At 46.3% G+C, this 26,336-nt stretch carries 29 protein-coding genes; 27 read left to right on the forward strand and 2 right to left on the reverse strand.

The window, feature by feature from the left end; genetic code table 11:
* Positions 1–45 precede the first annotated feature (45 nt).
* Genes Q7A_RS11615 through Q7A_RS11635 form a run of 5 tightly spaced genes read left to right on the forward strand, consistent with a single transcriptional unit; the run spans position 46 to position 5,231 of the window.
* A complete protein-coding gene (locus tag Q7A_RS11615) occupies positions 46–915 on the forward strand; it encodes an ATP-dependent zinc protease family protein (RefSeq protein WP_014707794.1) in 870 nt (289 codons plus the stop codon).
* Positions 916–924: 9 nt separating this feature from the next.
* The gene (locus tag Q7A_RS11620) at positions 925–2,436 is read left to right on the forward strand and encodes an inactive transglutaminase family protein (protein WP_014707795.1); all 1,512 of its coding nucleotides are present in this window, start codon (positions 925–927) and stop codon (positions 2,434–2,436) included.
* Complete coding sequence (locus Q7A_RS11625) at positions 2,433–3,434, forward strand: alpha-L-glutamate ligase-like protein (RefSeq protein WP_014707796.1); 1,002 nt, start codon at positions 2,433–2,435, stop codon at positions 3,432–3,434. The genes Q7A_RS11620 and Q7A_RS11625 overlap by 4 nt, the downstream gene beginning before the upstream one ends.
* 19 nt (positions 3,435–3,453) lie before the next feature.
* On the forward strand, positions 3,454–4,173 hold the full coding sequence (locus Q7A_RS11630; protein WP_014707797.1) for an SIMPL domain-containing protein: 720 nt from the start codon (positions 3,454–3,456) through the stop codon (positions 4,171–4,173).
* Positions 4,173–5,231: a PA0069 family radical SAM protein gene (locus tag Q7A_RS11635; protein ID WP_014707798.1), complete on the forward strand. Its 1,059-nt coding sequence runs from the start codon at positions 4,173–4,175 to the stop codon at positions 5,229–5,231. Before Q7A_RS11630 ends, Q7A_RS11635 begins: the two co-directional genes overlap by 1 nt.
* A gap of 23 nt (positions 5,232–5,254) precedes the next feature.
* Here the strand turns inward: Q7A_RS11635 and Q7A_RS11640 are convergent, their stop codons facing one another.
* Complete coding sequence (locus Q7A_RS11640; protein ID WP_014707799.1) at positions 5,255–6,271, reverse strand: Gfo/Idh/MocA family protein; 1,017 nt, start codon at positions 6,269–6,271, stop codon at positions 5,255–5,257.
* Between the two features lie 148 nt (positions 6,272–6,419).
* Here Q7A_RS11640 and Q7A_RS11645 point away from each other — a divergent pair, with 148 nt between their 5' ends.
* Positions 6,420–6,932, forward strand: coding sequence for a peroxiredoxin (locus tag Q7A_RS11645; protein ID WP_014707800.1), 513 nt, complete (start codon positions 6,420–6,422; stop codon positions 6,930–6,932).
* Between the two features lie 54 nt (positions 6,933–6,986).
* On the opposite strand, the gene rpiA is transcribed toward Q7A_RS11645, so the two are convergent.
* A complete protein-coding gene (gene rpiA / locus Q7A_RS11650; protein WP_014707801.1) occupies positions 6,987–7,688 on the reverse strand; it encodes a ribose-5-phosphate isomerase RpiA in 702 nt (233 codons plus the stop codon).
* 85 nt (positions 7,689–7,773) lie between these two features.
* On the opposite strand from rpiA, the gene Q7A_RS11655 reads away from it, so the two are divergent.
* From Q7A_RS11655 to Q7A_RS11755, 21 genes are all read left to right on the forward strand, one after another.
* Positions 7,774–8,661 (forward strand): fructosamine kinase family protein, encoded by an 888-nt coding sequence (locus tag Q7A_RS11655; protein ID WP_014707802.1) that lies wholly within the window; start codon positions 7,774–7,776, stop codon positions 8,659–8,661.
* A 6-nt stretch (positions 8,662–8,667) separates the two neighbouring features.
* A complete protein-coding gene (locus Q7A_RS11660; RefSeq protein ID WP_014707803.1) occupies positions 8,668–9,153 on the forward strand; it encodes a low molecular weight protein-tyrosine-phosphatase in 486 nt (161 codons plus the stop codon).
* Between the two features lie 189 nt (positions 9,154–9,342).
* Positions 9,343–10,758, forward strand: a complete 1,416-nt coding sequence (gene nhaD, locus Q7A_RS11665; RefSeq protein WP_407939579.1) for a sodium:proton antiporter NhaD — start codon at positions 9,343–9,345, stop codon at positions 10,756–10,758.
* 75 nt (positions 10,759–10,833) lie between these two features.
* The gene (locus Q7A_RS11670; protein ID WP_014707805.1) at positions 10,834–11,901 is read left to right on the forward strand and encodes a 3-deoxy-7-phosphoheptulonate synthase; all 1,068 of its coding nucleotides are present in this window, start codon (positions 10,834–10,836) and stop codon (positions 11,899–11,901) included.
* A gap of 249 nt (positions 11,902–12,150) precedes the next feature.
* Positions 12,151–12,732: an electron transport complex subunit RsxA gene (gene rsxA / locus Q7A_RS11675; protein WP_014707806.1), complete on the forward strand. Its 582-nt coding sequence runs from the start codon at positions 12,151–12,153 to the stop codon at positions 12,730–12,732.
* A 3-nt stretch (positions 12,733–12,735) separates the two neighbouring features.
* Entirely contained in the window at positions 12,736–13,296 is a 561-nt protein-coding gene (gene rsxB, locus Q7A_RS11680; protein ID WP_014707807.1) for an electron transport complex subunit RsxB, read from the forward strand.
* Positions 13,293–14,819, forward strand: coding sequence for an electron transport complex subunit RsxC (gene rsxC / locus Q7A_RS11685; protein WP_014707808.1), 1,527 nt, complete (start codon positions 13,293–13,295; stop codon positions 14,817–14,819). The genes rsxB and rsxC overlap by 4 nt, the downstream gene beginning before the upstream one ends.
* Positions 14,819–15,850, forward strand: coding sequence for an electron transport complex subunit RsxD (gene rsxD / locus Q7A_RS11690; RefSeq protein WP_014707809.1), 1,032 nt, complete (start codon positions 14,819–14,821; stop codon positions 15,848–15,850). The genes rsxC and rsxD overlap by 1 nt, the downstream gene beginning before the upstream one ends.
* On the forward strand, positions 15,847–16,485 hold the full coding sequence (rsxG, locus tag Q7A_RS11695) for an electron transport complex subunit RsxG (protein ID WP_014707810.1): 639 nt from the start codon (positions 15,847–15,849) through the stop codon (positions 16,483–16,485). Before rsxD ends, rsxG begins: the two co-directional genes overlap by 4 nt.
* A complete protein-coding gene (locus Q7A_RS11700; protein WP_014707811.1) occupies positions 16,482–17,171 on the forward strand; it encodes an electron transport complex subunit E in 690 nt (229 codons plus the stop codon). Before rsxG ends, Q7A_RS11700 begins: the two co-directional genes overlap by 4 nt.
* Positions 17,172–17,173: 2 nt before the next feature.
* A complete protein-coding gene (gene nth / locus Q7A_RS11705) occupies positions 17,174–17,824 on the forward strand; it encodes an endonuclease III (RefSeq protein ID WP_014707812.1) in 651 nt (216 codons plus the stop codon).
* Positions 17,824–18,258: a DUF1841 family protein gene (locus tag Q7A_RS11710; protein WP_014707813.1), complete on the forward strand. Its 435-nt coding sequence runs from the start codon at positions 17,824–17,826 to the stop codon at positions 18,256–18,258. Before nth ends, Q7A_RS11710 begins: the two co-directional genes overlap by 1 nt.
* Before the next feature lie 2 nt (positions 18,259–18,260).
* Complete coding sequence (locus Q7A_RS11715; RefSeq protein ID WP_014707814.1) at positions 18,261–19,265, forward strand: zinc-binding alcohol dehydrogenase family protein; 1,005 nt, start codon at positions 18,261–18,263, stop codon at positions 19,263–19,265.
* A 58-nt stretch (positions 19,266–19,323) separates the two neighbouring features.
* A complete protein-coding gene (locus Q7A_RS11720) occupies positions 19,324–19,818 on the forward strand; it encodes a c-type cytochrome (RefSeq protein ID WP_014707815.1) in 495 nt (164 codons plus the stop codon).
* A 146-nt stretch (positions 19,819–19,964) separates the two neighbouring features.
* On the forward strand, positions 19,965–22,784 hold the full coding sequence (locus Q7A_RS11725; protein WP_014707816.1) for a monovalent cation/H+ antiporter subunit A: 2,820 nt from the start codon (positions 19,965–19,967) through the stop codon (positions 22,782–22,784).
* Positions 22,784–23,176: a Na+/H+ antiporter subunit C gene (locus tag Q7A_RS11730; protein WP_014707817.1), complete on the forward strand. Its 393-nt coding sequence runs from the start codon at positions 22,784–22,786 to the stop codon at positions 23,174–23,176. Before Q7A_RS11725 ends, Q7A_RS11730 begins: the two co-directional genes overlap by 1 nt.
* Positions 23,173–24,699, forward strand: coding sequence for a monovalent cation/H+ antiporter subunit D (locus Q7A_RS11735; RefSeq protein ID WP_014707818.1), 1,527 nt, complete (start codon positions 23,173–23,175; stop codon positions 24,697–24,699). The genes Q7A_RS11730 and Q7A_RS11735 overlap by 4 nt, the downstream gene beginning before the upstream one ends.
* Positions 24,696–25,193, forward strand: a complete 498-nt coding sequence (locus Q7A_RS11740) for a Na+/H+ antiporter subunit E (RefSeq protein ID WP_014707819.1) — start codon at positions 24,696–24,698, stop codon at positions 25,191–25,193. The genes Q7A_RS11735 and Q7A_RS11740 overlap by 4 nt, the downstream gene beginning before the upstream one ends.
* Complete coding sequence (locus tag Q7A_RS11745) at positions 25,187–25,456, forward strand: K+/H+ antiporter subunit F (protein ID WP_014707820.1); 270 nt, start codon at positions 25,187–25,189, stop codon at positions 25,454–25,456. Before Q7A_RS11740 ends, Q7A_RS11745 begins: the two co-directional genes overlap by 7 nt.
* An 8-nt stretch (positions 25,457–25,464) precedes the next feature.
* The gene (locus Q7A_RS11750) at positions 25,465–25,782 is read left to right on the forward strand and encodes a Na+/H+ antiporter subunit G (RefSeq protein ID WP_014707821.1); all 318 of its coding nucleotides are present in this window, start codon (positions 25,465–25,467) and stop codon (positions 25,780–25,782) included.
* Between the two features lies 1 nt (position 25,783).
* Positions 25,784–26,257 (forward strand): YaiI/YqxD family protein, encoded by a 474-nt coding sequence (locus Q7A_RS11755; RefSeq protein WP_014707822.1) that lies wholly within the window; start codon positions 25,784–25,786, stop codon positions 26,255–26,257.
* The last annotated feature ends 79 nt before the right edge of the window (positions 26,258–26,336 follow it).

Raw genomic sequence — 26,336 nt, forward strand, 5'->3', positions numbered from 1 at the left:
TAACCGCATTTGACTTTATAATCCGTTTCAAGATTTAGGAAAGACATGCTCAAACTAAAACTTCCATTTATCATCGTGATATCAAGTCTGATGACTACAGCTTGCATCCAAAACCAGTCACGACCTTCTGTTACCAATGAACAATTAAAATTTGCACTTAGCAATACTGAATCACGACTGGAAAATCAGATTCGTCAACAGTGCCAGAAAATCATTGATAACCAAAGCAAACATCAGGTTGGACTGCAGTCATTTTCAAAAGAACAACAAATTACCCGTAAACAGCTTGATCAGCTTAATGAGCAGGTTGAAGAACTGAACGAAACATTGGTTCAACGTGCAGTTGTACAATCCGCACAAGCTGTTAAAGCAACGGCGACCAACAGTTGCCCGCCAGCGGCACCAGTGACATTAAATGATAAATTGGTATTGGGCCAGACTGAGTGGTTATGGATTGAATCCGTAAATCGGGTGTTTCCCGCGCGAGTCGATACTGGCGCCACAACATCATCTTTGACCGCTCAAGATATTGTTACACTGGAACGGGATGGGCAAAAATGGGCGCGTTTCACCATTGTTCCGGAAGAAGGTAGCGACAATAGCTACGAAGTAGAAGCCCCAATTGCCCGGATAGCCAATATTCGCCAGTCTTCAACCAACGAACTTGATAAACGCCCCGTGGTAAGACTGACCATTCGCATTGGTAACATGACGGATACGGCTGAATTCACCCTGACCGATCGATCGCATATGAGTTATCCGATTCTGTTGGGGCGTGAATTTTTAAAAGATATCGCGGTGGTCGATGTGGCCAAGAAAAATGTTCAGCCAAAACCTGACATTCTCAAAGACCGTGCATCCGCCATCCCAAAAAAAGCCAAGCAGGCTAACCCTAAAGCATCAGACGAAGAATAAGGATCCATCATGGCATCACGTACGCCTTTTTACATTCTGGTCAGTCTGCTGTTTCTTGCTGGTACTGCATTAACCCTGCACCGGCATATTGCTTTTGATATTCCCTGGTTTCCCGGTGAGCAAAGACAGACTTGGTCAATTGAAGCCAAGGTGGATTTTGAAGCTGATGGAAACCCGGTGACTGCCCGTTTAGCCATTCCAAACACCCAACCCGGTTTTACTCAACTTAATCAACAAACTGCCAGCCCGGGTTATGGGTTATCTTTTGTTGAACGTGAGACTGGTACCTATGCTGAATGGTCAATTCGTGAAGCAAATGGTGATCAATCGCTGTATTACAAAGTGGATATGCTGGTTGATCCGTTTGCCATCCCAGACGAACAGGTTATCGTTCCAAGCGCCAAACCCAATGTCGAAAAAGAGCCTTATGCTACTGCAGCACAAATGATTCTGGATCGGGCAATAGAACGTTCATCATCCAACTACACACTGGCACGTGAACTGATTCACGAGTTTAACAATCAGCAACAAACCGCTGAGCTGCTGGCACAGGTCAAACCCAAAACAGCCTGGATTTCACAACTGCTACAGGAGGCCGGTGTCCCAGCCAGACGTATTCATGCTTTGGAACTTGAAGATGGCCGTCGTCGCCAATCGTTGATTGAATATCTTCAGGTGTTTGATGAAACAGAATATGAAGTTTTCAACCCTGAAACCGGTGAGCAGGGACAGGCTGAAAATATGTTGCTGTGGCAATATCATTCCGGTCCTGTATTAGAAGTTATCGGTGCAACAAATGCACAAGTCTCCTTCTCAATGATTTCTCAGGAACAACCCTTTAATATCGCGTTAAATCAAAAGTTTGCCGATAACGAATGGCTGAATTTCTCGTTATATACGCTTCCGCTGGAAGAGCAAGCCATTTTCAAAGGCATATTATTAATTCCGGTAGGTGTTTTAATCGTTGTATTAATGCGGATTCTGGTCGGTATCAAAACCTCCGGTACCTTTATGCCGGTATTGATCGCCATGGCGTTTATTCAAACCAGTCTGATGACCGGTCTGATTGGCTTTTTATTAATCGTCGGTGTGGGGCTGATGATCCGCTCTTATTTGTCCTATCTGAATTTATTACTGGTAGCCCGAATATCCGCGGTGATCATTATGGTTATTGGCATGATCGCCATTTTCTCCATCATCGCCTATAAATTTGGCTTGACTGAAGGCATGAAAATCACCTTCTTCCCGATGATCATTCTGGCGTGGACCATTGAGCGTATGTCGATACTGTGGGAAGAAGAAGGAGCCAAACAAGTCATGATTCAGGGCGGCGGTTCATTACTGGTGGCCATTTTGGCTTATATGGCAATGAATCTGGACTGGGTACGTCACTTGACCTTCAATTTTATGGGGATTCAGCTGATCCTGATGGCATTAACGTTGGTTGCAGGGAGTTACACCGGCTACCGGTTACTGGAGTTAAAACGCTTTAAACCGTTAACCAAACTGGACAAATCATGAGCGAGCCAGCCGTAAAAATGAACTGGTTCCAAACCCTGCGTGAGCGTTACGCACATCCCGGTGCACTGAGCAAAATCGGTGTACTGGGCATGAACCGTCGTAATGTGTCTTATATCAGCCGTTACAATCCTCGGCATTTGTTTCCATTAGTCGACGACAAGTTACAGACTAAGGAACTGGCTTTGGAAGCTGGCGTAAAAGTGCCTGATTTAATCGGCGTTATCAGTGAACAGCATGCGGTTAAAGAGTTAAGTCATATCCTGCAACGCTGTAATAGTGGATTTTGTATTAAACCGGCTCACGGCTCAGGTGGTAAGGGCATCATGGTGATTACCCGTCAGAGCGAAGAAGGTTACCGAAAGTCTAATGGCCAGTTTGCTACCATTAGTGATCTGGAACGCCATATCAGCAATATTCTGGCGGGTTTATTCTCACTAGGCGGCCGTGCCGATGTGGCCATTATTGAAGATTTGATTCATTTTGATGACTGTTTCAGCGGCTTTAGCTATGAAGGCGTTCCGGATACCAGAATCATTGTCTTTCGTGGCTTTCCAGTCATGGCGATGATGCGCTTATCGACCGCAGATTCAAATGGTAAAGCCAATCTGCATCAAGGTGCGGTAGGTGTTGGACTGGATATTGGTGATGGCCATGCCCTACGGGCCGTACAATTTGACAAGCCGATTCTTTTACATCCGGATACCGGATTGAACATGATGACGCTAAAGGTTCCGCATTGGGAAGAAGTATTAACACTGGCCGTATCTTGTTATGAAATGTCAGGGCTGGGATACTTGGGGACTGATATTGTTTTGGATCGTTTTAAAGGGCCAATGCTACTCGAATTAAATGCTCGGCCAGGACTGACCATACAGATTGCCAACGGCAAAGGCCTGTTGCCACGACTACGCCAGATTGAAAGTCTCAGTCATAAGAAAAGAATGAGCGTCGCTGACCGCGTCGCCTATGCAAGAGAACACTTTACCGACCATCGCTGATTATACAGGAGCTCAGAATATGGCTAATCAAACCAAATCGACCGCATTGATTTTAGGTGGTGCATTATTTCTGGGTTTGACCCTGCTGGGATTTCAACTCGGCAAGGCGTTGATCGATTTTAAACAGTTCGAACGCAGTGTCACAGTAAAAGGTTTATCTGAACGCGACTACCCTGCTGATGTAGTGATCTGGCCGATTCAGTTTATTGAAGCCAACAATGATTTACCTGAGCTTTATCGAACAGTAGAGAATAACAGCAGTAAAGTTCGTGATTTTCTGATCCAACGGGGCATTGATGAAGCTGAAATCACATTTAATTCACCTTCAATTACTGATAAATCAGCCCAGCAATATGGTGGTGGGCCCAGAGCAGAATTTCGTTACACCGCAAACCAGACCATAACGGTCTATTCCGAAAATATTGAAGCCGTTCGTAAAGCGATGGCGGCTTTGGCCGATCTGGGCAAACAAGGTCTGGTATTAGCTGGAAATAACTATATGGCACAGACGGAATACTTGTTTACCCGGCTCAATGAAATCAAACCTGAAATGATCGAAGAAGCCACCGAAAATGCCCGTGAAGTTGCCGAAAAATTTGCCGAAGATTCAGACAGCAATCTGGGCAAAATCCGCAAAGCGTCTCAAGGTCAGTTCAGTATCAGCGCCCGCGATAATAATAACCCGCATATCAAAAAGGTTCGGGTGGTTTCTACAGTGGAATATTATTTGTCTGATTGATGCCTCCTAAACAGCCTTCAATCAAAGGACGAGGCACTGCCGACAAAATTGATGGACGTTTCAACACACATCAGCGCGAACTGGTTGAAGATAGCTGGTTTCAGGAACCAGAAAATGCACCCAAAACCACGGTGGAAATTGAACACCCCAAAACCATCATTACCCGTAATCAATCCCCAGATTTGCCTTTTAGCCAGTCCATTAATGCCTATCGTGGCTGTGAACATGGCTGTATTTATTGTTATGCTCGCCCTTCTCATGCTTATTTAGGCCTCTCCCCTGGTCTGGATTTTGAAACCAAACTTACGGCCAAACCTGATGCAGCCAAGTTGCTCAAAAAAGAACTGGCTGCAAAGAATTATCAATGCTCGCCCATCTCGCTTGGCGCCAACACCGATCCCTATCAGCCAATAGAACGCGAATATCAAATCACACGTCAGATCCTGCAAGTGTTGAGTGAAACCCGCCATCCCTGTCATATCGTCACTAAATCATCTATGGTTGAACGGGATATCGATATTTTGCAGCAAATGGCTCGACAGAATCTGGTTCGGGTACATCTTTCTGTTACTACTCTGGATTCAGCTCTGTCACGGGTTCTGGAACCCAGAGCCAGCGCGCCAAAAAGAAGATTAAAAACAATTGAAACGTTACGTGCAGCGAATATTCCCGTGACGGTATTAATCGCTCCCGTCATACCCGTATTAACCGATGCCGAACTGGAAAATATTGTCAAAGCTGTTGTCGATGCAGGCGCATTGGACGTTAATTACATTTTGCTCAGATTACCGCTTGAGGTGAGCCCATTATTTGAGCAGTGGCTGCATACTCACCGACCGGACCAGGCCCAGCACATTCTGAACCGGATTCATGACTTACGTGGTGGTAAAAACAACGATCCACGCTTTGGCCATCGCCTGCGTGGGGAAGGCATTTATGCAGACTTACTTGCCCAGCGTTTTCGAAGTATTGTAAAAAAACTCATGATAAACACTGGGCTCTCCCCCTTACAGTGCGACTTGTTTCAGCCAGAAGGCGGGCAGCTGACATTATTTTAACGAGAAAATGATACGATCTGCTTCTATGCCAGCGAAACTGTCTTTCCTTCTTTAACCGACTGCAATGCAGCCACAATCGCTTTACAGTTAGCCCGGGCATCCTGCAGGCTGAGTAAGGGATCAGTGTCGTTCAGTACACAATTGGAAAAATGTTCGATTTCGTTCACAAACTGATCGGCAGCGGGCACTTCAACCGTTTCATGTTGCCCCGCCTCGGTCCACCAGGAAATTTTCGCGGGTTCGTCAGCCGGTTGCCAGGTGGCATGGCAGGTAACTCCGCCTAAAGTGCCAATGATTTCGTAGACACTGCGACGGGCATGTTCAAAACTCATCTCAAATTGGGCAAATTTTCCTTCACCATAATCAAAAATACCGGTCAGACTTAAATCAGCACCGTGCCCATTAAGTTTAGCCACTGCGGTCACGGCTTTGGGTTCGTCTTCAAACCATAATCTCGCGGTATGAATGGCATAGGGCCCGATATCCCACATTGCTCCACCACCATTGGCAATGGGCCGGTTAACCCGATATAAACGTGCTGGTTTCATTGGAAAGGCAAAACGGCTGCTGACGGTTCTGATTTCGCCGATTACGCCTGACTCAATAATCTCCCGCACTGCATCATGTTGAGGATGAAAGCGATACATAAACCCTTCCATCACCGTTACGCCCTTTTCTTTCGCAGCCTGGGTAATGGCATCAATATCTTTAACGGTGAGAGCCATCGGTTTTTCAATTAGCACATGTTTGCCATGAGCAATCGCTTTTAATGCCCATTCCGCATGTTCTTCATTGGCCATGGGCAAATGGATCACATCAATATCAGGATGCGTTAATAAAGCTTGAGGATCATCCCAGGCCTGAATATCGTTATCTGTCGGGGCCAGTTTTTCAATCACTTTCGCTGCAGCCCCTTTTCGACGGCTAGCCACAGCGATTAACCGCGCATTGCTGGCTTGCGTAATGGCTGGTATGAGTTTTTCAGTGACACGCGCTGCACCGAGAATGCCCCAATTCAGAATGTTTTTATCTGCCGTCATTTTTTACTCCATCAATCATTTGTGCTATCCATCATAACGATTTAAGTTGATTGCTCCAACCTTGAAAGCCCCTGTAATCATCAGTGTTTATATCTGCTGGCAGATGGCTTATGCTAATCAATCAGATTATTAATCCAAAGGAGAGATTATGACGATCGAAGTTGGACAACAAATACCCGATGGCAAACTCACAGAGTGTGTTGAGTTTGATCCTCAGAATGGCTGCCCGATGAATCCATCTCCGATGGATGTGCGTGAAATGGCAAAAGGCAAAACCATTGTTTTATTCACGGTTCCCGGCGCTTTTACCCCTTTATGCTCTTCTCAACATCTACCCGGTTTTATTGAACATGCCGAAGCCTTAAAAGCCGCTGGTGCAGATGAAATCTGGTGTTTAGCGGTTAATGATGCATTTGTTATGGCGGCATGGGGCCGTGGACAAAAGGCCAATGGCAAAGTTCGCATGATGGCAGACGGTAGTGCAGAATATATTAAAGCATTAGGTCTGGATCGTGATTTAACCGGTGGTGGAATGGGTGTACGTTCATTCCGCGCAGCGCTGATCATTACCGATGGCGAAGTGAAATACATTGGTGTTGAAGGCTCTGGTGAGTTTGGTAAATCCAAAGCCGAAACCATTCTTGAAGAATTAAAAAAATAAACGAAATACGTATCTTTTTGATGAAGGGCAGTGTTGATCACTGCCCTTTTTTATTCAGGCCTGCAATAACTTGACACCGTCAGATGAGCCAACAAACACGGCTTTGGCAACATCGGCAAAAATTCCATGCTCAACCACGCCCGGCATCACTGTCAGTAAAGCATTAATCTGTGCGGTTTCAAATGTCGTAAACTGCATATCCAGAATCAAATTTCCTGCTGCACTGTAAGCTACATTGTCACCCGCGGCATTTAATCTCAAACTTCCTTTGGCCTGCAATTTGGACAAACGGTTCAATACCAGTTGAGCAGCCTGGGGGATCACCTCAATTGGAATGGCATTTTTCTCACCGATCTTATTAACCATTTTGCTTTCATCGACCATCACATAAAAAGCTGTGGCGTGACTGGCAAGCAGCTTTTCACAAACCAGATCCTGACCTCTGCCCTTCAGTAAAGTCATATCACTGGTGACTTCATCTGCTCCATCGACATACATGTCCAGATGCGACAGGTGCTCTATCGCCATAACTTTGAGTCCGGCCTGTTCGGCCTTAACCCGGCTAATCACAGAGCTGGCGACCACTTGAATATCCAGTTGATGTTCTCGTTGACGTCGCGCCAGTTCATCAATAAAAAGATTTGCTGTTGATCCCGTCCCCAGCCCCACAATCATGCCATTGTCGACGATTTCAGCGGCTTTAATTGCCACTTGTTGTTTGGGACTTTGTGGTGTGGCCTTGGTATTGGTTGACATTGACAAACTCCTTGAATGTTTTGGCAAAATTACCGTTTCAGCTTAGCATGGTTAACCCGCCTGCTCATCTTTGATGGAGAGATTTATGGCCCAACTCAATGAAATTATTCAGCAAATTGAAAGCGTCACCGGACTAAGTTGCCATCCGCATCAACTCTCTTCCGTCGGAGGAGGTTGTATTAATACAGCTTATCAATTGAAAACGCCTGACAAGCAATTCTTTATCAAGGTCAATAGCCCTGACCTGGTTGATATGTTTATTGCAGAAGCACAGGGCTTGCAGGAGATGGCAGCATTGAATGCTGTTCGAGTCCCGGAAGTAATTTGTTTCGGCACAGCTGATGGACATAGTTATCTGGTGCTGGAATATATTGCTTTGGGCGGCATGCGCGGTGGAGCAAATGCCAAACTCGGTGAACAACTGGCCCTGCTACACCAACATCCCCAACCCTATTTTGGTTGGCACATGGACAACACCATCGGTAGCACACCCCAGATAAATGATCGCTCGAATAACTGGGTGGAATTCTGGCAACAGCAACGGTTGGGCAAACAGCTGGAATTTGCGGCAAGCAATGGTTTCAGAGGCACTCTGCAAAAAAATGGCGAACGGCTTATTGATGAGTTGCCCGCCTTTTTTACCGATTATCAACCGCAAGCTTCCTTGTTGCATGGTGATCTGTGGGGCGGAAATGCTGCCGGTGATGAACAGGGTAATCCGGTAATATTTGATCCGGCCTGTTATTACGGTGATGCCGAAACCGATTTGGCGATGACCGAATTATTTGGCGGGTTTGGTGGCGATTTTCATGCGGCTTATCGCACTATTCGTCCGGTCGATCCCGGTTATCGCACGCGCAAAACGCTTTACAATCTTTATCATATTATTAATCATCTCAACCTGTTTGGTGGCGGCTACCTTGGTCAGGCCGATGCCATAATTTCACAATTACTGGCCGAGCTACGGAGTTAGTTACAAATGAGTCAAATCAAAGTTTTATTTGTCTGCATGGGCAATATCTGTCGTTCTCCCACCGCCGAAGGCGTTTTTGTCAGTTTGCTGAAAGCTAAAGGCACCAGTGACAAATTTCTAATCGACTCGGCCGGCACCCATGCCTACCATGTGGGCGAACCACCTGATGCCCGGGCCCAGCAAACGGCCAAACAGCGTGGTATTGATTTGTCTTTTATCAGAGCACGCAAGTTTCGTTATGAAGACTTTGAGCATTTTGATTATATTCTGGCAATGGATAAGGACAATCTGGAGATTCTCCAGCAAGCCTGTCCTGTCGAATACCAGCATAAGGTTAAGTTGTTTCTCGATTATGCTGAAGATCGTGATGAGACGGATGTTCCTGATCCTTACTATGGTGGTCAGAATGGATTCAATCATGTGTTTGATTTGGTCACCGATGCCGCTGAAGGTTTCTATCGCACAGTTCTCGGAGCCAGCAATTTATCATAGCTGTCTTATTGAATAACATGAGCCTCAAACCGAGATAGCTATAAAAAACAAACAGAACCTCAAATAACGGTTGCGATTCCAGAGATGAAGGGTATCATTTAGCAGTTTTTCCCATCATCTCAGGAAGTCGTTATGCCCGTATCAGGCCTTTTCAAGTCATTTCCCCGCTGGCCATTTTTTTTCTTTTTCATGTTCTTCTCGCCATCCATATGGGCTATGGAAAGTGTAGCATTGCTTGATTTAACCGGGCACTGGGTAGGCTTTGCGGCATTAGCAATATTTTTTATTGCTTATGCTTTGGTCATCGCTGAAGAACAGATCCATATGCGTAAATCCAAACCGGTCATTGTCGCAGCCGGTCTGATTTGGGGGTTGATTGCCCTGATTTATGCACAACAAACCGACCCGGTTTTCCATGAGACGGCGGGCATTATGATTCGTCATAATCTGCTTGAATATGCCGAGTTATTTTTATTCCTGCTGGCGGCAATGACCTATATCAATACCATGGGTGAACGTGGTGTATTTGATGCACTCCGTGCCTGGTTGATCAATAAGGGTTTTTCGTTAAGAACCATTTTCTGGCTCACCGGAGTGATGGCCTTTTTTATCTCACCGGTGGCCGATAACCTGACCACAGCACTTTTGATGGCCACGGTTGTTATGGCTGTGGCGGGTAATAATCACAAATTTATTGCTATCGCCTGTATCAATATTGTTGTGGCTGCCAATGCTGGCGGTGCTTTCAGTCCTTTTGGTGATATCACCACCTTGATGGTGTGGCAAAAGGGTGTACTGGCTTTCCATGAATTTTTTGCTTTATTCATTCCTTCACTGGTGAACTGGTTAATCCCTGCAGTTTTATTATCACTGGCAATTCGAAATGTTGCTTCGATCGCTGTACATGAATATGCCCCGCTTAAATCTGGTGCGATGGTCGTGGTTGGATTATTTATTCTCACCATTGCCATGGCCGCCAGCAGTCATCACTTTCTTCATCTCCCCCCCGTGCTGGGCATGATGACAGGTCTCGGCTTTCTCAAGTTGCATGGTTATGTCCTTAAAATGCGTGATAAACGTCTTTTAACTAAACAAGAGACTGACGGACAAGCTGCATTTAATATTCAAGATGAAACACAGCAAAAAGCACCTTTTAATATTTTCGAGCAATTGCAACGCGCCGAATGGGATACGCTGATGTTCTTCTATGGCATTATTTTATGCGTCGGAGGTTTGGGAACAATCGGCTATCTGAGTGTGGGCTCTGAGTTTTTATACGGCCAGTTAGGCGCCACCACGGCCAATATTATGGTGGGTCTAATTTCCGCAGTTGTCGATAACATTCCTGTCATGTTTGCCGTGTTATCTATGATGCCAGAGATGAGTCATGGTCAATGGTTATTGGCAACATTAACCGCAGGCGTGGGTGGTTCATTGCTGTCCATTGGCTCTGCAGCCGGGGTGGCAGTTATGGGTCAGGCACGCGGTATTTATACTTTTATGTCACATTTGAAATGGATTTGGGCTATTGCGCTGGGTTATGTTGCCAGTATCTGGATGCATCTCTGGTTGAATGCCGAATTATTTACTATCGCCTTACCCTGAAAGCTTGAAATAGCGAAAAAGCCCGCAAAGTATTACAATTGCGGGTTCTTACTTTGAACACAAATCAGGTTGAAAATGCGTTATAACACAGATGATTTACGCATCGTTGGCATACAGGAAGTTTTGCCGCCAGCACAATTGCATAAACAACTACCGATCTCAGATACGGCATCTGAAACGGTGTTTAATGCACGTACAGCTTGTCAGGAAATTCTACATCAACGCGATGATCGGCTGATTGTGATTATTGGACCCTGCTCAATCCATGATCCTAATGCCGCCCGTGACTATGCCAGTCGCTTACAGCCATTGATACGTGAACTGTCAGATGACTTGCATATCATTATGCGGGTTTATTTTGAAAAACCTCGCTCGGTTGTTGGCTGGAAAGGACTGATCAACGATCCGTACCTCGATGGTAGTTTCAAAATTAACGATGGTCTGCATATCTCCAGAAAGCTGTTACTTGATTTGGCCGAAATGGGTGTTCCTGCTGCAACGGAATACCTGGATCTGATCAGTCCTCAGTACATTGCAGACTTGATTTCATGGGGAGCCATTGGCGCACGCACCACAGAAAGTCAGGCACATCGTGAATTGGCATCAGGTTTATCCTGTCCGGTCGGCTTCAAAAACGCTACTGATGGAAGTTTACAAATTGCTGTTGATGCCTGCCTGTCAGCCTCAAAGCCACACCATTTCATGTCACTGACTAAGGATGGACATTCCGCTATTTTTTCAACAACGGGAAATCCTGATTGTCACGTAATACTGCGTGGCGGTAAAAAACCTAACTTCGATAAAGCCAGCATTGATGAAGCTGCTGAGGTCATTGGTCGAAGTGGCCAATCAGTGCGTATTATGGTCGATTGCAGTCACGCAAATAGTGGCAAAGATCATCTGCAACAGGAAGTTGTTGGCCTCTCGCTGGCTGAACAAATTGCCTCTGGTGATAACCGTATTATCGGCTTGATGCTTGAAAGCAATTTGATAGCGGGTAGACAGAATGTCGAAGCAGATAAAGAACTGGTATACGGCCAGAGCATTACCGATTCCTGTATGGCTTGGGATAACAGTGAAATGCTATTACGTGAATTAGCAAAAGCCACCAGACAACGTCGCAAAAACTCCGCTGCTGCCTGATATCAAGTGTTGAAGTTTTTGACTGATTACACGCCAGATTGCAACCTTAGCTGTTGATCCTACATAATCATCACTGTCGTGGCATTGAAGATAAATTGGCCCTAAGTCCTTCACCATCAAGCCTTAACCTCTACCGAAGCGCTACATAAAAAGCGTTATTAAGCTATACTATACGGTTCATAATTTGTATTTGAATCAGGGGTGAGCGTTCATTCAACTGAATTCCTGAGAAAATCAGTAGGTTATTAAATGGTTGACTATGCCCTAATTTTGATAAGCACCATTCTGGTGAACAACATTGTGCTGGTAAAATTCCTCGGCCTTTGTCCGTTCATGGGTGTATCGCGTAAGCTGGAAACAGCAATGGGTATGGCACTGGCCACCACTTTTGTATTGACCTTGTCATCTATTAGCAGCTATCTGATCAACGAATACCTGTTGTCTCCGTTGGGTCTTGAATTCCTGCGCACCATCAGCTTTATTTTTGTCATTGCAGTAGTTGTACAATTTACTGAAATGGTTGTACATAAAACTAGTCCTTTATTGTACCAAGTGCTGGGGATTTTTCTGCCTTTAATCACTACCAACTGTGCGGTTCTGGGCGTTGCATTGCTCAATGTCCAGGAAAAACATGGTTTTCTTGAATCTGCCTTATATGGCTTTGGTGCAGCAGTTGGCTTTTCGATGGTTTTAATCATTTTTGCTGCAATGCGCGAACGACTGGCGGCGGCCGATGTACCCACTCCATTTCAGGGCGCGGCCATTGGGCTGATAACAGCCGGGCTGATGTCAATGGCCTTTATGGGCTTTGCCGGATTGGTTAAGGTCTAACTTATGCTGACAGCCATCATTGCTATCACGCTGCTCGCGTTAGTCCTGGGACTTGTTCTCGGATTTGCTTCAATCCGATTTAAGGTTGAAGGGGATCCGATCGTTGATCAAATTGATAAAATCCTGCCTCAGACACAATGTGGACAATGCAGTTTTGCCGGGTGTCGTCCTTATGCTGAAGCCATTGCAGTTGGAGAAGTCGATATTAACCGCTGCCCACCCGGCGGTGAAAGTACTATTCAGGCGCTGGCCGATCTGCTGGATGTAGAACCCAAACCACTGGATGAAGAATGTGGAGTAGAAAAGCCCAAAACACTGGCGGTAATTGATGAAGATCGCTGCATTGGTTGCACGCTGTGCATTCAGGCTTGCCCGGTGGATGCCATTCTGGGAGCAGCTAAACACATGCATACCGTTATCGCGGATGAATGTACTGGCTGTGAACTATGTGTTGAACCATGTCCGGTTGATTGTATTGATATGGTCGAAACACAACCTAACCCTCACACATGGCGCTGGCCAGATCCTGCACATATTGATTTGCAACGGAAAACCAGATCATGAGTGTGCCATTAACTAAATTCCCCGGTGGCTTAAAGCTGACTGGACATAAAAATCGCTCCACTCAAGTGCCGATACGCAAAACACCGTTGAGTAAACAATTGGTACTGCCGCTACAACAGCATATTGGTGCTGCCGCTGTCCCCATCGTTGAGGTGGGTGATAAAGTGCTCAAAGGCCAGCGAATTGCCCATGCTGAAGGTCATGTTTCGGTCTGTCTGCACGCTCCGTCATCTGGCGTTATTACTGCCATCGGTGAGCATGCCATACCCCATCCCTCCGGTCTTTCTGCGCCGTGTATTACTATCGAAACCGATGGTGAAGAACAGTGGATAGAGCGTCAGCAAATAGCCGACTTTCGTCAACACACGGCCCATGAGTTACGGCAGATTATTCGTGATGCCGGCATTGTCGGTTTAGGTGGCGCAGGCTTTCCCAGCTTTATAAAACTCAATCCGGGTGTACATCACACCGTTGAAACCTTATTGATTAATGGTGCTGAATGTGAACCCTATATCACCTGTGATGACATGCTGATGCGCGAACGTGCCGAGGGCATTCTTGACGGTGTTGAGATTATGTTATTTGCCCTGAGAGCGTCACGTTGCATTCTGGCGATTGAGGACAATAAATCTGAAGCCATTACAGCAATGCGCTTTGCTCTAAGCCATAGGCCTCATTTATCACAAACTGAAATAGTGGTTGTACCCACGCGTTACCCGACCGGCGGGGAAAAACAGTTAATTCAGGTGGTCACTGGCAAACAGATACCGAGTAATAAATTGCCAATTGATATCGGCATTGTCTGCCATAATCCCGGCACCGCCTATGCGGTAGGACGTGCAATTCTTCACGGCGAACCATTGATTTCCCGAATTGTAACGGTCACCGGTACCGATGTAACGCATGCAGGTAATTTTGAAACGCTGCTTGGCACGCCAATCAAAGATTTACTGGATTTTTGTGAAACAAAACGTCAACCGGATGAGCCATTTATCCAGGGTGGACCGATGATGGGTTACAGCCTGGCGGGTGATGATTTGCCTATCACTAAAACCGCTAACTGTATTCTGGTCGGCGTTGACGACGTCGCCCCCCCTGCTCAACCTTTGCCATGCATTCGTTGTGGTGATTGTGCGGAGGCCTGTCCGGTAAGTTTATTGCCGCAGCAACTTTACTGGTATTCACGGGCTAAGGATTTTGATCAAACCCGTAATTACAATTTATTTGATTGTATTGAATGTGGCTGCTGTGATTATGTCTGTCCGAGCAAAATTCCTTTGGTCTCCTATTTTCGTTTTTCCAAAACCGAAATCATGAATCAGCAACGTGAGCAACAAAAAGCCGATCTGGCTCGCGAACGACATGAAAGCCGATTGGCCAGACTTGAACGCGAAAAACAGGAAAAAGAAGAGCGCCAGCGTCAGCGTAAAGCTGCACTGGCAGCTTCCAAAGCAGCTAAAGCCAAAAAAGATTCTCCGGAAAAACCAGAACCTACAGATTCCGATGCGAAGGAAAAAGTCTGATGCCCATTTTTCGGTTGAGCCCACCGTTTTTAGCTGGAACGAATCGCGTTACATTACATATGCTACAAGTGCTGGTCGCTCTGGTTCCAGAAGTTATCGCCATGACCTATTATTTTGGTCCCGGTGTGCTGATTAATGTCACCCTTGCTGTGATAGTTGCACTTATCACCGAAGCGGTGATGCTTAAACTTCGTGATCGACCATTAAAGCCTTTTCTTAGTGATGGCAGTGCTGCGGTAACTGCTGTGTTACTGGCATTAGCTGTCCCGCCGCTTTCGCCGTGGTGGATGACGGTGATCGGCGTGACCTTCGCCATTATCTTCGCCAAGCACCTTTATGGTGGTCTGGGATATAACCCATTTAACCCGGCGATGATCGGTTATGTTTTGTTATTGATTTCTTTCCCACTGGAAATGACCACCTGGCTGCCGGTGCAATCATTGGCCGAGCAACCAATGGGGTGGTTAAGTTCACTGCAATTAATTTTTACCGGTCAGTTTAATGGTTTGGACATTGATGCTTATTCAGGTGCAACGCCACTTGATGCAATGAAAACTCAGATTGTATTGGATCGTCATCCTGAATTTATCAGTAGCCAGGAATTGTTTGGCATGGCCGGTGGACGGGGCTGGGAATGGATCAATATCTGGTTTGCTTTGGGTGGTATCTGGTTACTCTATCGTAAAGTAATTAGCTGGCATGTACCCGTCGCAATGATTCTGGCTTTGCTGATTATCAGCAGTATAACCACATTAATTGATCCCACTGTTTCCGGTTCACCGCTATTTCATTTGGTTAGCGGTGGCACCATGCTGGGGGCATTCTTTATCGCCACTGATCCAGTTTCTGGATCAACTACATTGAAAGGCCGAATTGTGTTTGGTGCCGGGGTAGGCATCCTGACCTATGTAATCCGCATCTGGGGTGGCTACCCTGATGGTGTGGCTTTTGCTGTCATTTTGATGAATATGCTGGTACCGCTGATCGACTATTACACTCAACCACGGGTATATGGTGGAGCAACACGATGAAAGCATTATGGAATCAACCGGCTGTTCGGGTTGGCCTGATGCTGGCTTTATTTGCCATTGTGGCAACAACATTAGTGGCTTATACCGAAGAAAGTACCCGCGAACAGATTATAGAAAATGAACGTCTGGCGTTACTTGAAGCGATAAATGTACTGGTGCCAAAGCAGGAATACGACAATAATATTCTGAATGACACGCTGTTGCTTCCGCCGACACCACAATTAGGCACCGAAGAGCCAACTGTTGTTTACCGAGCCAGAAAAAATACTGAACCAGTAGCCGCTGTATTAACTGCTGTTGCACCAGATGGTTACAGTGGCAGTATTAAAATTCTGATTGCCATCTACACTGATGGCACGCTGGCTGGAGTTCGGGTTATCAGCCATAAAGAAACACCTGGACTGGGCGATAAAATTGATGTGCAACGTGATGACTGGATCCTGCAATTTGCCGGACTGTCATTAGAATCACCGGATGAATCACGTTGGAAAGTCAAAAAAGATGGCGGTGAATTTGATCAATTTACCGGTGCGACCATTACTGCACGTGCCGTGGTTAATGCCATCAAGCGTACACTGGAATTTTTTGAAGCAAATAAGGGTAAGTTGTTTATCCCGGCAGAGGAAAACACATGACAATCTACAATCAGATTATTAAAGAAGGTCTGTGGAAAAATAATCCGGCTTTAGTGCAATTACTGGGTTTATGTCCATTGCTTGCTGTGACGAATACCGTTATCAATGGTCTGGGGCTGGGACTTGCCACTATCCTGACTCTGGTGGCTTCTAACGGCATTATTTCCATGCTGCGTCACCAGATTCCCGATGAAGCACGTTTACCGGTATTTGTGTTAATCATTGCATCGATTGTGACAGCCATTGAATTATCAATGAACGCCTGGTTCCATGAGCTTTATCTGATCCTGGGTATTTTTATTCCGTTAATTGTGACCAACTGTTCGATTATTGCCCGTGCTGAAGCCTTTGCTGCACGTAATCCAGTGACCCCGTCTTTACTTGATGGTTTGATGATGGGTATCGGTTTTACTGCTGTGCTGGTATTGCTGGGCGGTATGCGCGAACTACTCGGCCAGGGCACCTTATTCAGTCAGGCACATTTAATGTTTGGAGAAGCCGCGCGGGGCTTAACCATTACAGTCATTGATGATTATCGTGGTTTTCTTATTGCGATTTTGCCGCCCGGTGCCTTTATTGGTCTGGGACTTATCGTGGCATTGAAAAATGCCATTGATGCCCGGGTGGCGAATCGGACTGAGAAAGTGAAAGCTGAAGCGCTGACCCCGCAAACCACCACAGGCTAACGATGAATCAAACGCAGCGGCAACAATTCTTCAGCAGACTGCGCGATCACAATCCATCGCCCACTACCGAGCTGAACTTCAAGACGCCGTTTGAATTATTGATCGCCGTGATCCTGTCTGCTCAGGCAACCGATGTCGGCGTCAATAAAGCGACCGATAAACTCTACCCGGTTGCCAACACACCCCAGGCCATTCTGGACTTGGGTCTGGATGGTTTGAAAAGCTATATCAAAACCATCGGCCTGTTTAACAGCAAAGCGGAAAACGTCATCAAAACCTGCCAGCAATTAATCGACAAACATGGTGGTGAAGTGCCGGATGCTCGCGAAGCATTGGAAGCCTTACCCGGCGTCGGCCGCAAAACCGCCAATGTGATCCTCAACACGGTGTTCAAATATCCGGTGATGGCCGTCGATACACATATTTTTCGATTATCGAATCGAACCGGTCTGGCAAAAGGCAAAAATGTCCGGGAGGTCGAAGACCGTCTGATGAAAGTGATCCCCGATGAATTCAAACTGGATGCCCATCACTGGCTGATTCTGCATGGCCGCTATGTATGTACCGCCAGAAAACCGCATTGTGATCAGTGTATTGTTACCGATTTATGTGATGAATACCGGCGTGCTCAGCGCCAGCGGAAAACCGCCTGATGGCCATTTTCAGTCAAGACCGCGATGCATTGCGCCAGCAATACCATGATGTCTGGAAAAAAATGCAATCCGGACAAATACTGACTGCGCTCGAACAAATGATTGCTGATGTGATTGTCTTGCATTCCGAATACCACAGCCTGCTCTCCTCACCGATTCAATCCGGTCAGGAATATTTTGTGGAAAACGGTCAGACCAATCCCTATCTGCATATGGGCCTGCATATTGCGGTGCTTGAACAGCTCTCCACCGATCGTCCAGCCGGAATCGTGCAGGCCTATCAGCGCTTAATCGCCCAGACTGCTGATGAGCATCAAGCCCAGCACATGATGATTGATTGTCTGGCAGAGCAGTTGTGGCGGGCCCAGCAACAGCAACAACCGCCATCCGAAACCGCTTATCTCAATGCACTTCAACGCTTAACGGAGAAATAGCTATGCAGGCATTACAATTTCACCATGCAACCGAGCCCGCACAATGTGTTCAAAAAGCAATGCCCAAAGCCACGGGTTACGATGTTGTTGTCGCAGTAGAAGCTGTCGCGGTAAATCCAGTCGATCTCAAGGTCAAGTCAACGCTTCAGGATGATGCCAACGGCAAAATCATTGGTTGGGATGCTGCTGGAATCATCACTGAAGTTGGCGAACAATGTCAGAACTTTCAGGTGGGGGATAAAGTCTTTTATGCCGGTGATATTGGTCGTGATGGTTGTTATGCCTCGCATCAACTGGTGGATTCGCGAATTATCGCCAAAGCGCCAAAATCATTGCAGCCTCATGAGGCTGCTGCGTTACCACTAACGGCTTTGACAGCTTGGGAATCGCTGTTTGATCGATTGAAAATTGACGCTGATAAAGATCGCGATAAAACCTTATTAATTATCGGCGCCGCCGGCGGTGTCGGATCGATGGCGATTCAATTGGCAAAACAACTCACCAGCCTGAAGGTGATTGCCACGGCATCACGGCCAGAAACACAACAATGGTGTGAAAAATTAGGTGCCGATGTGGTGATTAGTCACAAGGGTGAGTTGAAAGATAATTATCAGGCAGCAAATTTGCCAGCTGCAGATTATATTCTGTGTCTGAATGACAGTGATTATTACTATCCACACATGGTTGAGTTGATTGCACCTCAAGGTTTAATTGCCCTGGTGGTCAGCTTCCAGCAGCCAGTGGATTTGAACCTGTTAAAAAACAAAAGCGCCGGTCTGGTATGGGAGTTTATGTTTACCCGTCCCAATATGAAAACAACCGATATAGAACAACAAGGTCATATTCTGCAGCGTATTGCACAGATGGCTGATTTAAACCAGTTACAACCTGTTTCGCAGCAACATTTTGATCAGTTAACGCCACAAACACTTGAACAGGCCCATTATTTATTAAGCCTTGGTCAAACAGTCGGAAAAATCACACTTGGAGCGTTATCTGATGCATAGCGCGGCTGAACATATGCCCGTATAATTATTTGCTCTATTAAGGAGTCAGAGGTAAACCATGCAATCTTCTAATACACCAAAGTACTTGATCGGCAGTTTGCTTATTGTCGCGGCACTGTTTGTAATCGCAAACCTGATTTTGTCGAATATGCTGTCTATTGCTGACAACGTTATCGAACCAGAACCAATGGATGCTGAAGCAATTGCAGAACGATTAAAACCGGTAGCCAAAGAAAACATTGGTGAAGAACAGATTGCAGAGACTACAGCTGAGGAAGAAACAGAAGTAGCAGATAATACTACTGCCGATGACAACGTCGGCAAACGAGTGGTGACTCAGGTATGTGCTGTTTGTCATGATAAAGGCATGATGAACTCTCCCAAAGTTGGCAACGCCGATGATTGGGCACCACGACTGGAAAAAGGTATGGATACACTTTATGACCATGCCATTAATGGCTTTAATATGATGCCAGAACGTGGTGGTAACCCGAAACTCACCGACGATGAAGTTAAAGCTGCTGTCGATTACATGATTTCATCAGCAGAATAACCGTTAAAACTTGAATCAGTAGGAACTGGTAACCGAACCGGTGGTTCTTACTGATCAGTAAAATCAAATAGAGTACATTTTAATCACTATAAGCCACATGCTGAACCGATTATTGTCTAGCATCGCCAGGGATAACACCAGCCGTCATGAGCTTACTCAGTTTTAATCTACCCTTAGTCGCTTTACTCCCTTTTGCCGCTGCTCCGATTGCTGCATGGGCTACCCGATACAATCGCTTGGCTTCTGCCTGGGTAGCCGGTTTGACGACCCTGTTAACTCTGGCAATCCTATTTCCTTCCATTCAGACTATTTTTTCGGGCGAAACCATTATTCAACAATGGTCCTGGCTGCCCTCTATCGGCTTTAATATTGCCTTCAGACTAGATGGCCTTGCATTGTTATTTGCCTTGCTGATTCTGCTGATCGGGCTGCTTATCATTGTCTATGCCCGCTATTATTTATCAGCCAAAGACTCAATGGGGCGATTTTACGCCTACATGCTGATGTTCATGGGCTCAATGCTGGGCATCGTATTATCCGAAAACCTGTTGCAGCTGGTCGTTTTCTGGGAACTCACGTCAATAACATCATTCCTGCTGATCAGCTATTGGCAGCATCGTCAGGATGCCCGTCAAGGTGCCAGAATGGCTTTAGCGGTAACCGGTGCAGGTGGCTTGGCCTTATTGGGCGGCGTGTTATTACTAGGCCATATTGTTGGCAGCTATGAACTGACCCAAGTGCTGGCTTCGGGCGATTTAATCAGAGGCCATGATTTATATCTGCCGACATTGCTACTAATTTTGCTGGGGGTATTCACCAAATCAGCACAGTTTCCATTCCATTTCTGGCTGCCGCATGCAATGGCTGCCCCTACTCCGGTTTCAGCTTATCTGCATTCCGCCACCATGGTGAAAGCCGGTATCTTTTTACTGGCACGCTTTTTCCCGGCTTTATCGGGCACCCCGGAATGGAGCTGGCTGGTCGGCACAGCCGGTATGCTGACCTTATTAATTGGCGCCTATGTCGCTTTATTCAAACATGATCTAAAAGGTCTATTGGCCTACTCAACCCTAAGTCATCTGGGTCTTATCACCCTGCTATTTGGCTTTGGCAGCCAAATGGCGCTGGTAGCAGCGATTTTTCACATCATTAATCATGCAACCTTTAAAGGTTCACTATTTATGGTCGCCGGTATCATCGACCACGAATCCGGTAGCCGTGATATGCGTAAACTGAACGGGTTGTTCAAAATGATGCCGCATACAGCAATGCTGGCGATGATCGCCGCTGCCGCCATGGCTGGTGTGCCGTTATTAAATGGTTTTTTAAGTAAAGAAATGTTTTTTGAACAGGCTATCAGTGCGTCAGATACTACGCTGGCAGCTTGGACCATTCCGGCATTAGTCACCCTGGCCGCTATCTTCTCGGTCGCTTATTCACTGCGCTTTATCCACGATGTGTTCTTTAATGGCGAACCAATTGATTTGCCCAAAACACCTCATGAACCACCGCGTTTCATGAAAATACCGGTCGATATTCTGGTGGTGCTATGTCTGATCGTCGGGGTGGCACCAATGTTACTGATTGGGCCAATTCTGTCTGTAGCGGTAGCAGCAAGTCTGCAAGCCCCGGCTCCAGAATTCAGTCTGGCGATCTGGCATGGCTTTAACCTGCCATTGATGATGAGCTTTATCGCCCTGGTGTTAGGGGTGGCAGTTTATACCGTACGACATCGTCTGTTTGCCTGGCATGACAGATGTTTACACGGGATTGAAGGTAAAGCCGTGTTTGACTGGCTGCAGTGGAAAACCATTCGTTTTGCCAAAAAAGTAACCGATTATTTTGATCAAACCACCTTACAACCTTCCGTGAGCTGGGTGATTGGCGGTGCATTGGTGCTCAGCATCCTAACGTTCTTCCAGTTTAATTCACCTTTATTGGGGGATCGAGCATTAATGGAAGCCGATATAATTACGATCCTCATGGCATTAATATTGATTGTTGCCAGCCTGTTAACGGCAGCTCTCCATCATCAGCGCCTGACTTCATTGATCACCATTGGCGTAGTCGGTCTTGTCGTAGCGTTAGGCTTTGTGAAGTTCTCTGCTCCGGATTTGGCGCTGACTCAACTTTCTGTTGAGGTCGTGACCATTGTGTTGTTGTTATTAGCGTTATTCTTTTTGCCTCAGCACACCCCACAGGAACGCAGTTATATTCGTTTTACCCGTGATGGCATTATTTCCATCTCAGCAGCAGTTGCCGTATTCCTGCTCTCCATGGCGGTGTTAAGCCGTGAATACAGCTCGATTGCCAATTTCTTTATCGAAAATGCCAAACCTGGTGGTGGTGGTACCAATGTGGTCAATGTGATCCTGGTTGATTTCCGTGGTTTTGATACCTTAGGTGAAATAGTCGTGCTGGCATTGGCCGGTCTCGGGGTCTTTGCCATGCTGGAAGGACTCAAGCTTGCAGCGCCAACAAAAGATGTCGAAGGTCTGGAATGGAGTCATGATCCACATCCACCGATTATGCAAACTTTGACCCGTTTGCTGTTCCCATTAATGCTGATGGTTGCAGTGTATATATTCCTGCGTGGCCACAACCTGCCAGGCGGTGGCTTTATCGCCGGGCTGATTGCTTCGGTTGCATTGATTTCACAATATCTTGCTAACGGTATCGACTGGACAAATGAGCGGTTGCGGACCGATATGCATCGGATAATGTGGCTGGGTCTATTGATCGCTACGGGTACAGGTGTCGTCTCCATGTTACTGAGCTATCCATTCCTGACAACAGCGTTTACCTATCTGACCTGGCCCGTCGTGGGCAAATTTGAAGTGGCCAGTGCCATTGCCTTTGACCTAGGCGTATTTCTAGTGGTCGTTGGTGCCACCGTTATGATTCTGGTTGAGCTTGGCAAACTGAGTCATGCAGCACATTTCATCAATGTTGAGGATATCAAATAATGGAGTGGCTAGTTGCCAGTGTCATTTCCGTGATGACAGGTTGCGGAGTGTATCTCACACTTAGAGCAAGAACCTTTCCGGTAGTACTGGGATTAACTCTGCTTGCCTATGCGGTCAACGTCTTTCTGTTTAGCATGGGGCGTTTGCAAATCGGCATCCCCGCAGTCATTGATCCTGCCGCTGCAGCTTACACCGATCCCCTGCCACAAGCTTTGGTATTAACGGCTATCGTAATTGCATTTGGGATGACGGCTTTCCTCATCGTACTGGCCCTAAAAGCCCGTAGCGAGCTGGGTAATGATCATGTCGATGGCTTGCATCGCTCAGATGATGAACTGAAAGCCACTAAACATAACAGCACAAAAGCAGAAACTGAACGGAGCGAATCATGAGTCCGTTTACTATTTTGCCGGTTTTATTGCCTTTGATTGGCGGCATCCTGATGCTGATGGCTCGTCCGGCTGGCATTGATACACAACGTATTTTAAGTCTGATTTTAACTAGTCTGCTGGTGGGTGTGAGCCTGGTCAGCTTCCAACTGGCAAATAGCGATATTTATCAAGTCGTGCTGCTTGGCAACTGGCAAGCGCCTTTTGGCATTGTCATTGTGCTGGATCGTCTATCCGCATTAATGTTGTTGCTGACGTCCCTACTGGCATTAGGCGCATTATGGTATGCCATTCGTACCGATACCGATAAACATGGTCAGCATTTCCATGTGTTATTCCAGTTGCAACTGTTTGGTCTGAACGGTGCATTTATGACAGGCGATGTATTTAACCTTTTTGTATTCTTTGAAGTTCTGCTGATCGCCTCTTATGGATTATTACTTCATGGCGGGGGACGTTTAAGAACCCGTGCCGGTCTGCATTACGTGGTCATTAATCTGGTGGGTTCAACCTTATTCCTGTTCGCTGTCGGCACGCTTTATGGCATTCTGGGTACTTTGAATATTGCTGATATGGCTGTCGCCGTGCGTAATGTATCAGAGGCCGATCAAGGTATAGTGGCTACCGCTGCAGTCTTGCTGCTGGTGGTCTTCGGTATCAAGGCTGCCATGTTCCCGCTTTATCTCTGGTTGCCCGGTGCTTATGCCTATACCTCTGCTCCAGTCGCCGCATTATTTGCCATTATGACCAAGGTCGGTCTTTACGCTATTATCCGGGTGCATGGCACTATCTTTGGTGAAGCAGCCGGTGACTTGGCGTTTGTGCATATTGAATGGGTATTGCTACTTGGTTTAATAACGTTGGCCCTGGCCGCCTTGGGTGTGCTGGCCGCCCGTGCATTACGTCGTCAGGTCGCCTATTTGATATTAGCATCGGTCGCTACCTTAATGATTGCCATCGGTATCAATAACGAAGCCGCCCTTGCTGCCTCTTTGTATTACTTAATTCATTCCACCATGATCGGCGCAGCGATGTTCCTGATAGCCGATGTGATTATGAAAGGCCGCGGCATTTATTCCGATTCGTTTACCAAAGCCATTCCGATCGATCGTCCGATAGTCGTAGGTTCAGTGTTTATGCTGTTAGGCATCGCCTTAACCGGTATGCCACCGTTATCCGGCTTTTTCGGTAAAGTGATGATTTTACATTCTGCTCTCAACCACCCATGGTTTGCAGCAATTTTAAGTGTCGTTTTAATTGCCGGCTTATTGATGATTATCGCGGTAGTCCGCTCGGGTTCATTACTGTTTTACAGTGTGCAAAAGGAAGAAGGTCAAAAAACCAGTCCTTTAAATAAGTCAGCTTTTGTGGCTGTTTTCCTGCTGATGCTGGTCAGTCCATTAATGGTACTGTTTGCTAAACCATTAACCGATATTACCAGTCAGATTGCAGGACAGTTATTCAATGGACAGGCTTATATTGATGCTGTGTTAAGTACAGTTCCTTATGGAGATAACAGCAAATGATTCTTCAGCGGCTATTTCCCCACCCTTTGCTCACCCTGATTTTATGGGGCATCTGGTTATTATTGAATAACGCCATCAGTCCTGGTCATATCGTACTGGGTGCAGTGTTGGCGATTTTTATTCCATGGTTGACCTCCAGTTACTGGCCTGAAAAAATCATTATTCGGCATCCGTGGATGTTAGTGCTGTATGTGCTTAGAGTGTTGTTTGAAATTCTGGTAGCTAACGCTGTCGTAGCCAAACTGATCCTGGGGCCGCAAAAGAATTTAAAACCGGGCTTTCTGCATTATGAATTGCAATTAACCAGTCCTGTCGGTATCGGCCTGTTAGCCAATACCATTTCGTTAACACCCGGTACGGTTAGTTGTGATCTCTCAAAAGACCGCCGCTATTTGCTGATTCATGCGCTGCATATTGATGACGTTGAAGCGATCAAAGCTGAAATTCATCGCAAATTCGAGAAGCCACTGCTGGAGATATTTGTCACATGCTGAATCTGGCCTTATCAATCGCATTTGTCATGGTCGGTTTAGCGATTTTGCTAAGCTTTATCCGGCTGATTATTGGTCCGAACACACCAGACAGAATTCTGGCTTTGGATACCTTATACATTAACTCCATTGCATTGCTGATTCTGCTGGGCATTAATCTGCAAAGTGCTTTGTATTTTGAAGCGGCTTTATTAATCGCCGTAATGGGTTTTATGGGTACGCTCGCGCTAAGCAAATATCTGCTGCGCGGCGATATCATGGAATAGAGGCAATTATGCTTGAGTGGATCTTAGCTATCTTGATTTTAGTCGGTGCGTTTTTCACGCTGGTTGGTTCAATTGGTTTGTACAAACTATCTGATTTTTATATGCGTTTGCATGGTCCAACCAAGGCCAGCACACTTGGCGTGGGGGCTATTCTGATTGCCTCGGCAATTCATTTCAGCTTTACAACGGATGGTGTCAGCTTGCATGAAATCTTGGTGACGCTTTTCCTATTTATCACTGCACCGGTAAGCGCACATCTGATGGCAAAAGCCGCCATTCATATCAAAGTTAAACAGGTGGAACGCACCCGCCAGTTGGAAAAATAAATTGACCGAAGCTGAACCACGTAAGCCCCAAATCTGGGTCGATGCCGATGCCTGCCCGGTGGTAATAAAAGAAATCCTCTATCGTGCTGCCACCCGAACAGAAACCCACACCACCTTTATTGCCAATCATAGCTTACGATTACCGCCCTCACCTTTTCTGAAATTTCAGCAAGTGCAATCCGGTTTTGATGTGGCGGACAATGAAATTGTTGAACGCCTGCTGAAAGGTGATTTAGTCATCACTGCCGATATCCCGCTTGCTGCAGAAGCGATTGAAAAAGGCGCATTGGCTTTAAACCCAAGAGGCGAACTGTATACTACAGACACTATCAGCGCCCGACTGACCATGCGTAATTTTATGGAAACCATGCGTAACAGCGGCGAACAGATGGGCGGCCCCCCGGCCTTTAATCAACGGGATCGACAAGCGTTTGGCAATCAACTGGATAAGTGGCTGTTGAAAGCTAAGCGTTGAACTGAAAACCCGATATTAGTGATCTGTAAAAGAGCAGCGATTTTCAGTATCTCAGCAAAGTGGTCACCTACTTGCCAAA

The sequence above is a fragment of the Methylophaga nitratireducenticrescens genome, from assembly GCF_000260985.4.
Lineage (GTDB): Bacteria > Pseudomonadota > Gammaproteobacteria > Nitrosococcales > Methylophagaceae > Methylophaga > Methylophaga nitratireducenticrescens.